Origin of the sequence: Paraflavitalea devenefica, assembly GCF_011759375.1 — a bacterium.
In the GTDB taxonomy this organism is placed as follows: Bacteria; Bacteroidota; Bacteroidia; order Chitinophagales; family Chitinophagaceae; genus Paraflavitalea; species Paraflavitalea devenefica.
Window position 1 is genome coordinate 541,872 of sequence record NZ_JAARML010000003.1, and the last position, 15,915, is coordinate 557,786.

12 protein-coding genes and 1 pseudogene are annotated in these 15,915 nt (G+C 38.9%); 7 read left to right on the forward strand and 6 right to left on the reverse strand.

Annotated features, from left to right (window positions below):
* Nucleotides 1-170: 170 nt before the first annotated feature.
* From HB364_RS20565 to HB364_RS20585, 7 genes and pseudogenes are all read left to right on the forward strand, one after another.
* The gene (locus HB364_RS20565) at nt 171-3,473 is read left to right on the forward strand and encodes a SusC/RagA family TonB-linked outer membrane protein (protein WP_167290205.1); all 3,303 of its coding nucleotides are present in this window, start codon (nt 171-173) and stop codon (nt 3,471-3,473) included.
* A 15-nt stretch (nt 3,474-3,488) separates the two neighbouring features.
* Entirely contained in the window at nt 3,489-4,901 is a 1,413-nt protein-coding gene (locus HB364_RS20570; protein ID WP_167290206.1) for a RagB/SusD family nutrient uptake outer membrane protein, read from the forward strand.
* A gap of 269 nt (nt 4,902-5,170) precedes the next feature.
* The gene (locus HB364_RS33400; protein WP_262889811.1) at nt 5,171-5,302 is read left to right on the forward strand and encodes a hypothetical protein; all 132 of its coding nucleotides are present in this window, start codon (nt 5,171-5,173) and stop codon (nt 5,300-5,302) included.
* Between the two features lie 89 nt (nt 5,303-5,391).
* Nucleotides 5,392-5,523, forward strand: a pseudogene (locus HB364_RS33665) (hypothetical protein); the annotation flags it as partial.
* A 29-nt stretch (nt 5,524-5,552) separates the two neighbouring features.
* The gene (locus tag HB364_RS20575; protein WP_167290207.1) at nt 5,553-5,747 is read left to right on the forward strand and encodes a hypothetical protein; all 195 of its coding nucleotides are present in this window, start codon (nt 5,553-5,555) and stop codon (nt 5,745-5,747) included.
* A gap of 53 nt (nt 5,748-5,800) precedes the next feature.
* Complete coding sequence (locus HB364_RS20580; RefSeq protein ID WP_167290208.1) at nt 5,801-7,237, forward strand: redoxin family protein; 1,437 nt, start codon at nt 5,801-5,803, stop codon at nt 7,235-7,237.
* 592 nt (nt 7,238-7,829) lie between these two features.
* On the forward strand, nt 7,830-8,987 hold the full coding sequence (locus HB364_RS20585) for a DUF4369 domain-containing protein (RefSeq protein WP_167290209.1): 1,158 nt from the start codon (nt 7,830-7,832) through the stop codon (nt 8,985-8,987).
* Nucleotides 8,988-9,020: 33 nt separating this feature from the next.
* Here the strand turns inward: HB364_RS20585 and HB364_RS20590 are convergent, their stop codons facing one another.
* The 6 genes from HB364_RS20590 to HB364_RS20610 all read right to left on the reverse strand — a co-directional run bounded on the left by HB364_RS20590 (nt 9,021) and on the right by HB364_RS20610 (nt 15,490).
* Complete coding sequence (locus HB364_RS20590) at nt 9,021-10,070, reverse strand: hypothetical protein (protein WP_167290210.1); 1,050 nt, start codon at nt 10,068-10,070, stop codon at nt 9,021-9,023.
* A gap of 62 nt (nt 10,071-10,132) precedes the next feature.
* On the reverse strand, nt 10,133-10,429 hold the full coding sequence (locus HB364_RS20595) for a hypothetical protein (protein ID WP_167290211.1): 297 nt from the start codon (nt 10,427-10,429) through the stop codon (nt 10,133-10,135).
* 229 nt (nt 10,430-10,658) lie between these two features.
* Entirely contained in the window at nt 10,659-11,147 is a 489-nt protein-coding gene (locus HB364_RS33670) for a MauE/DoxX family redox-associated membrane protein (protein ID WP_394353241.1), read from the reverse strand.
* An 11-nt stretch (nt 11,148-11,158) separates the two neighbouring features.
* A complete protein-coding gene (locus HB364_RS20600; protein ID WP_317170717.1) occupies nt 11,159-14,272 on the reverse strand; it encodes an NAD(P)/FAD-dependent oxidoreductase in 3,114 nt (1,037 codons plus the stop codon).
* A 397-nt stretch (nt 14,273-14,669) separates the two neighbouring features.
* The gene (locus HB364_RS20605) at nt 14,670-15,017 is read right to left on the reverse strand and encodes a helix-turn-helix domain-containing protein (RefSeq protein ID WP_167290212.1); all 348 of its coding nucleotides are present in this window, start codon (nt 15,015-15,017) and stop codon (nt 14,670-14,672) included.
* Nucleotides 15,018-15,058: 41 nt separating this feature from the next.
* Nucleotides 15,059-15,490: a helix-turn-helix domain-containing protein gene (locus HB364_RS20610; protein ID WP_167290213.1), complete on the reverse strand. Its 432-nt coding sequence runs from the start codon at nt 15,488-15,490 to the stop codon at nt 15,059-15,061.
* Between the last annotated feature and the right edge of the window lie 425 nt (nt 15,491-15,915).

Here is a 15,915-nt window from a genome sequence, read left to right on the forward strand (position 1 = left end):
GTTTTGGTTCCTGATGATCATTGGTCTGCTCATCATTATTCATCCAAAACTATTTCAAAGTTATGAACAATCCCTGTCATAACAAGGTCACTATTTCCATGACTTTGTTAGCTTCCTGTGTTTCGGGCATAGTAGCAAACATGGGTGGCGCATCAAAACTGCAACGCGCTATGAAACTTATAGCTGTATTACTCACCGCATGCTGTCTCCAGGTTAGCGCCTATTCCGGCGCCCAGGTTACTTTCTCCGGTAAGGATGTACGATTAGACGTCGTCTTCCAGGCCATCGGGAAACAAACCGGTTATATTTTTTTGTATAGTCCGGCAGATCTTAAGGATACCAGGCCAGTGACTATTGATGTGAAAAATGTTTCGATAGAAACTATTATGAAGAAGTGCCTGGAGGGTCAGCCGTTGGAGTTTACGATTGCGGATAAGACTGTTTTTATAAAGAGAATAAAGCAGAAAAATACTACAGTCGAAACCTTTCAAAACATAAATACTTCCCCAATTGTTGTGAGGGGCCGCGTTATTAACGAGGAAGGCGAGCCTCTTGTTGGAACCAGCGTAATTGTCAAAAGGACAAAAGAAGGTACTCTTGCTGGAATAGATGGGACGTTTTCCATCACAGGAGTGTCGCCTGACGATATATTATTAGTTTCTTATACAGGTTATAAAACGTTATCTGTAGAAGCCGAAAGCGTAAATGCTGTTCCGATCAAAATGGAGTTAGCGAATAATGAACTTGATGAAGCTATTGTCAGGCCTTATGGAAAAATAACGCGAAGACTCAATACAGGAAACATTGCTAGGATTTCAGCAGATGAAATTCAAAGGCAACCCGTGATGAATCCGCTTTTAGCCCTTCAGGGAAAGGTCGCTAACCTAGTTGTATCGCAAACAAGTGGATATGCAAGCGCACCGGTTTCTGTGACTCTGCGTGGGAAGCAGCAAATAGACTTGCCTACTGGAGGAAGTGTAAGCTCAGATCCTCTTTATATCATAGATGGCGTGCCTTTGGTAATAGGCGGTACTGTGACCGGACCAGGAAACTCTAGTAATGTTTTAGCAAGCGGCTTTGGCGGACCAGCTTTGGGGCAGAGTCCATTGTTTAGTATAGATCCTTCTACAATAGAGAGTATTGAAGTATTTAAGGATGCTGACGCTATATCTATTTACGGTTCCCGAGGGGCGAATGGCGTGATTGTTATCACAACTAAAAAAGCAAGAGTTGGGACAGTTCAAACAAATGGTAGCTTTCGACAGGGGATTAGTAAAGTTACAAAAAAGTGGGAGATGCTTAGTACCAAGGAGTATCTTGAAATGAGAAGGGAAGCGTTAAAGAATGATGATTTACTCTGGGTTCTTGAAGATCCAATCTGGGATCCATATGTTCCGGATATCAAAATTTGGGATTCCTCAAGAAATATAGATTGGCAAGATATAATATTTGGTGGTACAGGCAGAACATCCGACGCTCAGCTGTGTTTATCTGGAGGTAATACAGCGACGAAGTTTTATTTAGGGGGGGCATATAGTCGATTTACAGATGTACTTACCGTGAGCGGTGCAAATCAAAGGGGAAGTATTCAATTTGATTTCAATCAAAAGATAGCCAAGAATTTTGGTGTGGAATTGTCCGCGAACTATTCAAGTACGAAGAATAACTTACGGAGCCTCTCTCCTGACATTGCGATATTGTTACCCAATGCTCCAGACTTGTTTACAAAGGACGGTCAGTTAAACTGGCAAGGATGGGTACCGCTTCAATATCGATATCCGATGGCGAGGCTCTATCAACCATATAACTCAATAGGGAATAACTTGATCTCTAACCTTATTCTAAACTATGAGGTATTCAAAGGCGCAAGCATAAAAACAAGCATTGGGTTTACAGAGTCGAACAACAATCAGATACAATTCTTTCCTGCTAAATCTAGAAATCCAGAACTTAATCCAAAATCCTACACTGATTTTGGATTCAATAGACTTAGAACCTGGATAATAGAGCCGCAGATTAACTACAATTTTTTTCTAGGAAAGCATAAAATTAGCACTCTATTAGGCGCAAGCATCCAAAAAAATACAACTAGTGGTAGTTATATAACTGGAACAGATTATGCGAGTGATGCTCTTATGGGGTCTATGTTTACTGCAGGCTCTGTCAGGGTCAATAGCGACAATTTCGCCGAATACAAATATTTTGGAGGTTTTGCACGGATTTCTTACGATTGGTTTAATAAATATTTACTTAATGTAAGTGTGAGACGTGATGGTTCTTCCAAATTTGGCTTCACAAATAGATTTGGAACATTTTATTCTGTTGCAGGAGCATGGATATTTTCACAAGAAGGATTTCTAAAGAATTCGAACGTGGTGAGTTTTGGGAAATTGCGTGGCAGTTTAGGATTGTCGGGAAGCGATGGAGTAGGAGATTATGCATACCTAAGTCAATGGACAAGAACCCCTAATTATAATGGAGCTGTAGCAATCACATCAGTCAATTTATTGAACCCGAATTATCAGTGGCAAGAGACCAAAATGTTGGAAGGCGCAATTGAATTGGGTCTTTTTGACGATCGAATAGTTGCTTCTTTCTCAATATATCGAAACCGGTGTGGCAATCAATTAACTTCGGTTCCAATTTCCTTTGTTTCGGGATTCCCCTCTGTAGTAAACAACTCACCTGCTACTGTTCAAAATAGTGGATGGGAGATAAATATCAATGCAAAGGCTATTAGAACTAAAAATTTCTCTTGGTCGCTCACGTTCAATACCGGGCAAAATAGAAACAAACTTCTTGCGTTTCCTAATTTAGAGAGCTCTCCATATGCAAGTATTTATGAAATTGGGAAACCTCTTAGTATTATCAGACTACTTCATTTTACTGGAGTAGATCCTCAAACCGGCCTTTATACTTTCGAGGATAAAAATAAAGATGGAGTAATTTCAACCAATCCAGGGGAATCTGATGATAGATATCAATACACAATGTTCCCCAAGTTTAATGGAGGTTTAGGGAGTGACTTTGCTTGGAAGGGATTCCAAGTGAATTTTTTCTTTAATATAGCAAAACAAATGGGTTATAATGCATTTGCTTCAATTAACCCAGCTCCTGGTTTTGAAGGTATGTCGAATATGCCAAAAGAGGTTATGAAGAGATGGCAAAAGCCTGGTGATATAACGTCTATCGCGAAATTCTCTGCTACAGGTGGTCAAAGTTATAACGATTTCAGAGGGTCCGATGGAATATTTACGGATGCTTCTTTTATTAGATTGTCTAACGTTTCCATAGCTTACTCTTTAGAAGATAAAGTAAGTAAAAAGATTGGATTGAATTCTTTTAGTTTTTTCTTTCAGGGTCAGAACATATTTGTTATAACAAATTATAAAGGGGTAGATCCTGAAACTCAAAACTTCGGTATGATGCCGCCTCTTAAAACGGTTGTAGCTGGAATAAAATTTAGCTTATAAATTCAAATTCTACTTATGTCTAAATATTTAACCAAGGCGATTTTAGTAAAGGTTTTTGTCCTGCAGTTGATAGTATCGGTAGCCTGCAGAAGATCATTGGAACCTGCACCGCCAATCTCATCAATAACGACAGAAAAGGTATTTATCGATGATAAATCTGCTGTATCGGCTGTTAATGGGATATATAGTAAAATGAATGATGATTTAAACATCTCATCTTTTGATTTCTGTAACAGAGGTATTACAGTTCTTACTGGCCTTTCATCTGATGAACTCACTCCGGGTGGCGTCAATCCTAGCTTGAATCAGTTTTTGAGAAATGATCTTATGAAGGATAATGGTTATATACTTTATTTGTGGCAACGGGCCTACGCTTTTCTATATCAAATAAACATGTGTATTGAAGGGTTGGAGAATTCAAAAAGTCTCTCTGAGAACACTGCTAATCAATTGGTGGGTGAAACTCTTTTCTTAAGAGCATTTATTCATTTCTATTTATTTAATCTATATGGAGATATCCCTATAGCCACCACTTCAGATTGGAGGACAAATTCTCAACTAGGTCGGTCTTCCCAGGAAATGGTTTATGGACAAATATTAAAAGATCTAACGAAGGCGGACTCCCTACTTCCTGTTGAATATCCAACTGCTGAACGAGTGCGGCCCAATAAATTTGCAGCTCAATTTCTACTTGCTAGAGTATATCTTTTCGTCGGAGATTGGGATAAAAGCAGATTTTTTGCAGATAAACTTATTAGCACTAATTTTTATTTATTAGAAGACGACTTGAACAATGTATTCAAAAAAAATAGTAAAGAATCTATTCTACAGTTTAAGCCGCTTGATTTGGATCCCTATGCCACAATGGAGGGAAACACCTTCTTTATAGAAAATGCTGATAATGGATTCAATTACAATTTTTTTCTGACTGATAAATTACTGAATTCGTTTGATTTGAGTGATAAAAGAAAGCAAACTTGGATTGGTACAGTTGAGCGAGAAAGTCAACATTTCTACTTTCCTGCGAAGTACAAGATCAAATACGGTCAACCAGGATCTATAGATGAATATTACGTGGTTTTCCGTTATGCAGAGCTTTTCTTTATTAGAGCAGAATCTAATGCAAGAATGAATCAACTGTCAATGGCATTAGATGATCTTAACAGAATTCGATTAAGAGCTGGACTTCCTGTGAAAAACGTTATAGATGATAGTGAGGAGCTTTTGAAAGAGCTTGCATCTGAAAAGAGGAAGGAATTTTTCTCGGAATGGGGACATCGTTGGTTTGATTTGAAAAGATGGGGCTTTGGCAAATCAATTCTGGAGCTGTCAAAAGGCACAATAAATAATTTTTATTTCCTTTACCCGATTCCAGCGGCGGAATTGTTAGTAAATCCTAATATAAAACAAAATCCAGGGTATAACTAGAAGGTGGTACAAGCCTTACCGATCACAACAAACCGATTCCATATTTAAAAGACATACAATGAACACAAGACATATTCAAGAACTCCCTTAAGGTAGAGCTGGGGAGCCATACTGAATGGTCGGCCACGCTTCACCACATAATTGACAAAAATTGTGGAGTTGAAATCGTCGAACTTGTTCTGTCGGCAAAAGATATAGCGGTCAACGTATGCCTGGGTACTTTCGTCCTTAATAATGCTCAATGTTCTTATAAGATTTATGTTGACAGTATGTCTGATGTTCATAAAGAATCATTTAATAAGCAGGCTCAGGGAAGAGGCCGTTTTCGCTTTGATGAGCAGATTGAAAAAATTATTATTGAAAAATTTGAATTGGAGCTTGGACATGATCTGTCTAAATGAGTTTATGAAGAGTTGACAAATACCGTGGTTGCTGGCTATTTCGACTTGAAAACATCGGCGCAGGGCCTATGCCCATCATCAACTGCGGAATGAACTGCCAGTTCAACACCGTCGAAGTAGTGCCCATGGGCCAACTCGGTCCCTACATCCAGAACACGCTGGGTATCATAGAATTTGCCAATGGCGATGTGAATAATCCTTGGGGAAAGAAACGAGCCGAATTAGGCCATCCGGCCCCTTTCAACATGAAATGGCTGGGCATCGACAACGAGAACTGGGCCCGCAATACAATGAGCGCTTACAGGCCTTCACCCGGGCCATCAAACAGCGTTATCCCGCTATTCAGCTTATCCCTAGCACCGACTACTCGCCCAATCCACAGTTTAGGAACATGGATTCAGTGCTGCGCAAGCTGAACGTGGACATCATTGACGAGCATTACTAGATTTGCTAACTGGTAAATATGTTTGGTTATCAACTACGTTAAAAATTTAGTTTATGATATTAATTAAGAGTTGTTGTTTGTTGTTAATTATCGTGCTTCAAATCCCATTTTCTAATTTGATGGCCCAACAAAAAGAAATGAAGGTGGGCGATGAACTTCCTAACTTAAAATTTGAAGTCGTTAATTATAAGCAGCCATTTATTACGCTTTCGGACTTTGATGAAGAGATTATAGTTTTCGATTTTTGGGCTACATGGTGTGGTGCTTGTATTTCGTCATTTAAAAAATTAGATTCTCTTCAGAGGGCTTATTTAGGTAAAATTGCATTTCTTCCTGTCAGCTATGAAAGTAGGAAAAAAGTAGCTCTTCATCTGGGAAAGATAAATTCGATAAACAGAACTTCTTTCCCGTCTGTTGTCAATGATACTGTCTTAATGAAATTATTCCCTCATTCTGTAATTCCTCACTATGTTTGGGTAAATAAAAAGGGGAAAATTCTAGCTCTGACGCAAACCGATCAGATTACGGCTTCCAATATTGATAGAGCTTTGCAAAATCAATTGGTTGAAAGTATTTCCCCCAAGCGAATTCTTGCAATTGATTATTTCAATTCGCCACTTTTTATTCCTGCTATTAAGCATGTCAATAGGTCAACTAAGGAGGAAGAAATAAGTTTGGTCAATTTGAACGGCGATGTTTTTAGATCTATTATGACTCCTTACCAGGAAGACTACCTTAACGGTTTCTTCGGGGGAGGTGATGACAATAGAATTACCGTTTCAAATGTTGATGTTCGGAACCTTTATGTAAAGGCCTTTGAGAATTTGTTAAGTGAAGGGGCTATCGCCTTCATGGCAGGAGATAAAGTAGTTTGGGAATTGAAAGATAGCAGCTTGAATATACTAAATTCCCATTTATTTAGTAAAATAAATAAAGGCAATGAAGTGGTTTTCAGAGAATGGTTGAAACGTTATACTTTTTGCTACGAAATAGTTACTCCGGCATCATGGGGAAGAAATAGAAAGTATGAGATAATGTTGAATGATCTAAATAACTATTTTGGCTTACTTTTCGGGATCGAAGGGAAACTAGAGAAACGAAAGGTGGATGTTTATTCGTTAGTAAGCACTGGTAATAGGTCAGCTTTAGTTCAATCGAAGAATGAAAATGCTAGTTTGGAGCACAATAGGTACTTCTTTAATATGAATTTGAACAAAGTATCTGTGTTTGTTCAGCTCCTAAATTCATTATACCAGCCTGATAGGATTTTAATTGATAATACAGAAATTGAAGAACCTATATCCCTATCCCTTAATTGCGACTTAAGAGATTTCGACGCCGTGAAGGCAGCACTCAATAGGTATAAGCTATCTTTTGTTAAAAAACAGGTAGAGCAGCAACTTATAGTGATTCGACAGGTGGGACGGAACAATTCTAAGATTGATGATCTTATCGATAACAGACAGGCACGTAATGGGAAAGGTGAATAGAGGCTTTTTGAATTTTTAAGATCATCAATTACCCAAATGTTTCGGTTTCTGTCAGAATTCAATTAGCATAAACAAACGCTGGCTGAGTCTTTCCGGAGATTTGACGCAATCAACCCGTACTTCTCTCGAAGTCGTTGCTCGGTTACTCCGGTTCTTGATAGTTCTTTTTTATAATATTTACTTTTTCTAGCAAAAGCTTTCCGGCGTTTATCCGCTTTATGAAGCTGCCTCAGCTGTTTGGTAATAAAGCAGTGCTGCTAGCTCTGCCTCGTTTATCTGTTTGTCTTCATCAGCCTTTCAAACGGCTTTTTGGACAAATTTTTCTGATATTCTTTGACTGTCGCACTGGTTATACAAAGTAGTGGCCATCTCTTTTTTTGATGTTTGTGGCGAGTAGTTGCTGGAGGGCTCGTTCAATTTGCATCTTTGGCCACTTATAAAATCGTACGCATCCATACGACTAACCGCCGTTTGTACTGAGCCATTTTGTTTCAGATCATTGACTGAATTGCAGTTGGTGTGGTTTACTCGGCTGTGGGCTGTTGTTTATTTAATTCACTTTTTCATTGAACAATAATTTAAACTAAATGAAATGCATTTTTTTATTTTGTTAAGTCTTTTTCTTTCTACTATCGTTGGAACATCTGGCAAGTGTCAAGACAAGAGCTATTCTGTTGAGATAAGACTTAAAGGGGTCGATGATAATGATTCTTTTTATCTAAAGGGATACCTTGATGACGCCGTTGTCGCTGGATCAATTGTCAAGAATGGTACATGCAAATTTAGTGGTAAAACTGATGAAATTGGCTTTCCATTGAGATTGTTTAAACGTGAAAGTTCTAATGCCATTCTTTTGTTGGTAGATCCCGGAAGTCAATTGAGAGTTACGGGCACGTGGACATTTAAAGATGTTTCAATAATCAGTCACTCGACCCATCCGAATATTACAGTGATTGATGATAGGCGAGATGGTAGTCAGAATTCAAAAAATGTATTTTTAAAATTCGTAAATAAGCAATTATCTGCAACCACCTCTCAAAACGAATTATCACAAATTGCACAGCAATTTGTGATTCAGAATCCGAATAACTCGTATTGTATGTTTTTGATACATCCATGGTCTGAATTCGATTTGACAATTCCTTATGAAAAGCGAAAAGAGCTTTATGCGGGTCTCAATAGGCATTTGTGGACAATTTATTGGGGAAAACAATTGGCTATGTACTTTGAGGAGAAAGATTTTATAAAGTTTCTTTCATTGAAATCTCCAATAGTTGGTGAAAGGATTCCAAACTTTAAATTGTACACAGATGATAGGCGTGAAGACAGCTTATATTCTTTTATAGGAAAAAGCAATGCCAAATTGACGTTGCTTTTATTATGGAAGCCTTACAAGGAGACTGTTAGAGAAGAGTTCCAAAGAATCAAGGAAATACAGGACAAGTATTATAATGAGGGACTGCGAGTCATCTCCATTGGTCGTTATTGGAGTTTTGATGCTTGGTCGAATGACCGAAAATACTTAGAAAGGGACGTAAATGCGACTCTTCCTTGGCTTGACTTGGGCGATGTTAGAAAAGGGGACTGGGGTAGTAGTGAGTCTACTATTTCGTTTGGAGCTTTATATTTCAAAACCAAGAAGGATTGTTACAAGGTCTTGCTTGGGGAAAAGGGTGAGATTATTTCGCATGGTCTTTTAATGGATCAAGTAAGTTTATATTTATCTAAAGTTTTCAATAAGGAAGATTGAATAGCAATACTCCCCGTTTCTATGTGGTGTTTCTTAATCATTTGAAATCCTATAAAGAGAAATTTGTTTCTTGTCCATTGTTAACAAATAATTCTGAACAACGGCAAATGAAATCAGCTCTTCTTCTTCTATTTTACGTATTAAAAAGCTATTTAGATATTTGCCTGATTTACTGGAATACACATCAATTGTTGTATTTTCTTTAAATTGTTGAACTTCGGTATTATTGGATATTATCTTGGAGTTAACGTATAGTTTTCCATTGCTGATTGCTGCATTTGCATTTACAGTCCTACTTGGCTTCGTTTTGGTATATTGTTTACCTGTAAATGTTTTCAATCCCGCTGCCGCAATTTGATATGATTTTATGTTATCAATGGTTGAAAATGAATCAATCTTGCTCAAAGTCGTATCCGAGGTAATAAAACCGTTTCTATAGGCATATGTATAAATAACTGTCGCCGTTTCCGGATCATATATAAGATTGCCATCTGTAGAAATACCCGCGTCATTTCTTTGTTCAGTAATCTGGGCGGATTTGAATATATCTGCAACAAGATCCGCTTTGGTGAAATTTTGATCTAGAATTCCGTTATTATTTGAAAGTGTTCTAAAGATGAATGAATTTCTAGAGATTGCTGTTGCTCTTGTAACTGTCTTATCACCTAATTTTAATGTGTTTTCAATCTGGCCAGAGGGATTAATTGTAAAGATAATGTTCTTTTGCGGCAGTATAATCTGCAATGTATTTTGAGAATATGTGAGTATGTTATGTTCAAGACCCGTTAACGAGTCGGGTAGCATGATGGCCTTATTTTCTATTTGTTTAGTTTCAGGATTAAAAATTTGAATCAACCTCTTGTCGTTTCCTGACAGTAAAATCCTGCCTGAGTCGATAACTGTTGCACTTGTAGCTTTTATCCGATTTGCAAACGAATGAATTGATGCTAAGGATGTTGAGGTGAATGTTCTGTTAAAACCATTTTTAGCATATAGTGACTTGGTTGACATCCAAGCTAATGCAGCGACAATTGCTGTTGCTATTAAAAATGCAGTTGAAAGTATTAAAAGTCTCTGTCTCATAGATAAGATTTTCAAGAAAGATGGGAACAAAGAAAACCTTTGTTCCCATTTATGATGGCAAATTATTGGTAAGTTCCGAAAAGTACTACTGGTGAATAAGTGCTAACGCCGGTTTGCTTAACAATACAAAGGTTTGCCGATTGAGTTGGACAATGAGTATCCAGGTCGAATTCATCCCTCTCTGTTGAGGTTAAAGGAGTTGTGTTAATTTGAGTGGTGGTTGTTACGGATGTAGTAGCCACAGTCACTTTGTAATAGTCGTTGATTGCCAATTTTTTCATTTTGCTGTTGTTAAAGGCACTGGCACCTACGAATGTCAATAAAATCAAAGATGCGAGGATAATTTTAAACTGTTTCATAAAAAATAATTAAGAGATTAACGATAGGCCTACTTTGTTTACAGGTGTTCGGCTAGTCCTGAATCCTATAATTGAACAGAATTGTATTTTAATGTAGTGGATCAATCTACATTAATTCTGTGCTGCAGCAATGGTGATATGAATGTTAACTTATGCTGTGAGAGCTGTGATATTATGTTATCTGCCGGTGCTATAAGTGTGGATAGCTTCATAATATAAGGTTCAATGGTTAGATGTGTTGTAGAACTTTGGCGGTCGGAAGTATATTGTCGCTTAAGGGTCTGCTGGCTTTTAAGTGTTGCACTCCCTTTTTTGACCATCTCCCATGTAAAATTGAAAATATTGTCAGAAATACTGTTGCGGTATTGAACCATAAATGTTGATTCCAGGATAAATTTGAAATGATTCCTCCGCATGAGCAAGGTATGTTTGGAGCATATTTGAGCATTACAAATACGTATTCAGTAAATATTGTCATCAAAAAGAAAGATGCGTATAGCCCTAACAGTCTAGTGCTATTTAATAAAAGTAGTAATGATATTAAAACTTCTCCCCAAGGTATCAAGATTGATAAGGGCTCTGAAAAATCTGAGATAAATGGAGATTGGCTTATCTCGAGTTCGAATGTCTTATTGTCGGCTATTTTGGTGAAGCCCGTATAGCAAAACAGTAGAATTAGAAAGTAAGATACAACTTTTGTAATCAGACGGAAGAACATGTGATATTATTTTAGCTTGTTTGGATATTTGAAATCTTTGCTACCACTGAGGTGATTTGAAAGGATCCGACAACTCTTTCAAACAATAGTGTCACTGTTAGAAATAATACAGATAAAGATGACAATTGGTATCTCATTACAACGGGTGCGGAGAATGTGCTGAAAACGAAGTTGCCAACCAAAAACAGGATGAGTACTAAAAGTGCCTTGGCGGCAATCTCGTTAAGTATTGTTTTTCGCTTGTGTAGGGTTAGTCCGACAATTGCTAATAATAACATTACGTTAAGCAACAAGAACAATGTTTTGAAGGGCAGTAGAAGTTTATAGCCCAGTTTTGGATATTTGGAATGTATTATTGGAGATGTATAGTCAAACCAATAGGCAGCAATAGGTTTTGTTAGAGTATCTCCCATGTTATATTGGCGGAAAATCTCTAATGGGGGTGATAGATATTCCTTCATGTTTGGTATAACGAAGCTTTGAAGAAATGCGACTGGATGACTTAATATATGGTTTTGACCAAATGCTTTAAGGTCCTTACTGACAGATACCCAAGCTTTCACGGAATCTTTTGTTTTGGTGGTCGTCATGGACTGATACCAGTATCTTTTTAGTGCTCCCGAGTCATCCCACATATAATTGGAACTTACAATATTTTCTGCTTCAACTCCTAAGGCGTGGGCGTATTCCTTAGACAGTCTATGTAATTCTAAAAATTGTTTTGGGACCATTTTCGGAGGTGTGCTTTTGGTATACATATGCATCACATTATTGCTTAGCTGCCATCCTGCGAATGGGGAGAAGAGATATTCACCGTACTTTTTATAATTAGCGTAACTGGTAATTGTAATAAATGCGAATAGTGTGAACAAAGACGACAAGGCGATAGCCCATTTGGTTCTGGCGGGACGCTGTGTTAGTATAAATGCAAGCGTCGTAATGATAGGGAATATCAAAGCCGCATAGCGGAAAGTAAGAAGTAGGAAAAGTATTAAGCAGTGAATTATAATATCTTCTTTAGTTGTTTTTTGAATAATGATAAGTAAGTGGCATATCCAAAGTAAAGTTAAGGACGAGAAAAGGGAATCGGGGCCAACATAATTTGCTGCATATAACGAGATGGGATTGAAAGTTAAGAATAAAAAAATAAGCCGTTTAGCCTTGTTTTCAGGCTTAAGATAGAAAGAAATGCAAAAAAAGAGGGTGATACTTGAAATATAGTTTATAATATATTGAAAAAATACCAACGCATTGTCTGAGGACGATAGTACGCTAAATAGAGATAGGAATCTTGAGTAGCCAATTGGCCTTATGTGCGTATAGGAGTCAAGTAGTGCTGCATTTATGTAGCTGTATGAATCGTTTGAATAATCAGCAAAAGGATATATTGACTTGAAGATGATGAATTGAACTATAGTGGCAACTAGTCCTCCGACAAGGTATCCGAAGTTTGCCTTATTTTTGAATATGAAATGCATTAACAAATGTTCTTTTGGTGTGAGTAATTCTGCCTCATTATTCTCTCGTCTATAATCGTCAGGGCTACTTTTTTCTTCGAGATACTCCTGCTCTGTATTTATTTCCCACAAGTTTTCTTTTGTAATACGACCCGCTTCAATATTATCCACCGCCACCATCGCCGTGAGCATACTATGATCCGTATTATTATACTTATGCATCCCGTTCCTGCCCACCAGGAAAAGATTGGCGAACCTATCCAGGTAATTACGAATCACGTCAAACCGTTCATAAGTCCCAAAGTATGCAGGATACGTTTTTTCCATTCTATTGACAGTGCTGTCCAGTACGTCTTCGGCAAGAATGAGGTCCATTTTGACCAGTTCTTCTGCAGCTAGCTTTTTAATTTCTTCATCCGACTTATTCCAGATGGCATCTCCCTTGGTACAGAAATACTCCAGCCCTAACCATACCGTATTAGGATCAGCTACCATGTACGGCCCCCAGTTATTATACACCTGCATCCGCGCCACTTTCACATCTTTCTCCTGTATATAGATCCAACTGTCCTTGGGCGTGTCCATCGTCATTTTCTTCACCAGCACACCTGCATACACAAAATCCCGATAGATCAAACCTTCAGCTACTTCTTTTACTTCTGTGGGCACCTCGCCCTGTATGCCGGCTATAAGTTCCTGGATGGGCATGGTGGAGATAAAGTAATCTCCTTCCAGGGATTCCAGCTCCCCGGTTTGCGTATTCAGCGCTTCTATACCGGTGATCTTTTCTCCATCGGTATGGATATGCTTCACGTCATAATTAGAGACGATCCTGCCACCTAATACTTCTACCTGCCTGGCTACCTCTTCCCACATAGCGCCGGCGCCCGTGGCCGGATATAAAAATTGCTCAATAAGACTGGTCTCTGTGCCCTTCTGATGAATATCTCCCTTCTTTCTTTTGGTTAAAGCTTTGGCGGCATGAATGACCGCCTTACTCAGCGACACCCCTTTAATTCTTTGGGCGCCCCAGTCTGCAGAAATTTTATTGCAGTCCATGCCCCATACTTTCTCTGTATAGTCTTTGAAGAAAATATGATATAGTACACTGCCAAACTTATTGATCATGAAATCTTCCAGGCTCTTCTGCGGCTTACGGGGAAACAGCCGGGCATATAAATAGGAGCATACAATTTTAATAGTAGTGATAATGCCCAGTTGTCCCAACGTAGCAATAGACAATTGTATCGGATAGGCAAAGAACTGGCGCAGGAAGTAGATCCGGGTAAGCCGTTGGATCACCAGCATGGATTTGGCAGGCGGTTTCCCGTCCGTTTCTGCTGTGGTCAGGAAATCACCGGTATCCAGGGTGCGTGATTTATTCTGGTAGCTGATGGTCAGGTCTTCTCCTTTTGGCGTATGCAAGGGCATGATGTTGGTCCACCAGTTCATCACCCGGTCGCTTTTGGAGAAAAAGCGGTGCGGACCGAAGTCCATTTTGTTTCCTTTATAATCTATAGTCTTGGAAATGCCACCAACCTGCTTACATTTTTCTACTATTATAGGCTTAATATCGGTTCTTTTCAATAGTTCATAGGCAGCAGTTAATCCCGCAGGCCCGGCGCCGATGATGATTGCTTTTTTAGGCATAAGGATAAAGTCGGGCACAGCGCGTTATGTGCCCACGCATAACGTGGGCGGAGCGACTGCACCGGTTAAAGAATAAGGTGAAAAAGATCCGGGTGTTGGAGACCGTCAGCGTAAGCTGAGCTCATTATTCCCAATACAAGGCGACAAAAACATTTGTCGTCCATGCTCAGGAACCAACCTCCCGGATTTAGGTAATACTTAAAGCCGTAAGTTTCGAACGTTTGTACATTGACCAACCAAAGTCAATCTTGTTGAACCTCTTAATATTTTAGTACGGCCGGTATATAAGCTGGGGTTAAAGTGTTTGTAATAATAAGTACTGTTTGAGGTAGCGTTTCTGTCGTAACTGTATGCAAGATAATTCGTGTAAATAATGCAATCCGTCAAATAAATATTCCATCCGGTGTTTTTGTTTTCACCCTGTTTTTTGCCCTTGTTTTCTCTTCCAGCCAGCCGGTGTTTCCTGGAATGTTTTCCGGAATGCCTTACAAAAATTGCTTTCACTTTCATAGCCAATCTCCGGGATGATCAGTTTGATGGATTTCCCTTCCAGCATCAGGACCTTCGCCCGTTGCATTCTCTTTTCTTTTAAATAGGTATACATCCCCACACCAAAAACATATTTGAAGATGGATTTGAGCTTTTTGACTGGCAGCTTCACTTTCTTCGATAGCTCGTCAATATTGTAATGTATATGCAGACAACTGCTGATAATAACGGCGGCCTGCTTCGCCCGGTCCATCTCTTCTTCACTCCATTTCATAGACAAAGCAATAAGGGAAGTATATTGATTTCAAAAAGCAGTTAGATAGCGGGTTTGGGCAGTAGCTGGATACCTTCAGCCGGGTAACAGGCTTTAACACTGGCAGAAAACCGCAAGGTATTGATCTGATTTACCTTCCGGAAGTCGGTAGGCTTCACTTTGTATTTCCGCTTGAAGGCGGCAATGAAATTCGTGGCATATCCATAACCGCATTGCTCAGCAATGGACTGAATAGACTCCTCGGAATTGGAAAGCATCTGTATAGCCTGGCTCAACCGCTTATTTTGCAGAAAAAGGTAGAGCGATTCCCCATAAAGCAACTTAAAGCCGTTTTTCAGCTTAAAGCTATTCAGCTTCGACTTAGCAGATAAACAAGTGATCGTATGATGGATAGTCAGGTCCTCCAGAATATGATTCCTCACCCATTCGAATTTTTCCCGGTCCACACGTGAAATCTTGATGAACGCTGGCATATAATAAGATTTTGATGATTGCATGGGATCTCCTTAAGCAATGTAGGCAGTAATAGTAATGCATTTAGGCAGTTTTGTTATTTTTTCCGTCAATAGAAGAATTTTAATCGGCCAATCCAGGAATGGAGGATGCATAGGTCGATACTGCCAATTGCAGCAAGGATAATTCCGATCGCATACAATTCCTGTAGTACCTTACATAGACGATAAGCGTATGTATGTTACTCATAGCAATATGCCGGTAACCTGCATGGACCAATATTCCTGCTCAAGGAGTATGATCCACACGCTTTACGGAAAACAGAACGATAAACACCTGCTACCATTTCTGCGGTAGGGACGTGAAATAAAGTGCAGTCAAGGCAAAGCTGCGGAAAAGTTACAGGTGTAAATACAACCATTTGTTTATGGAGTGGTATGCTTTG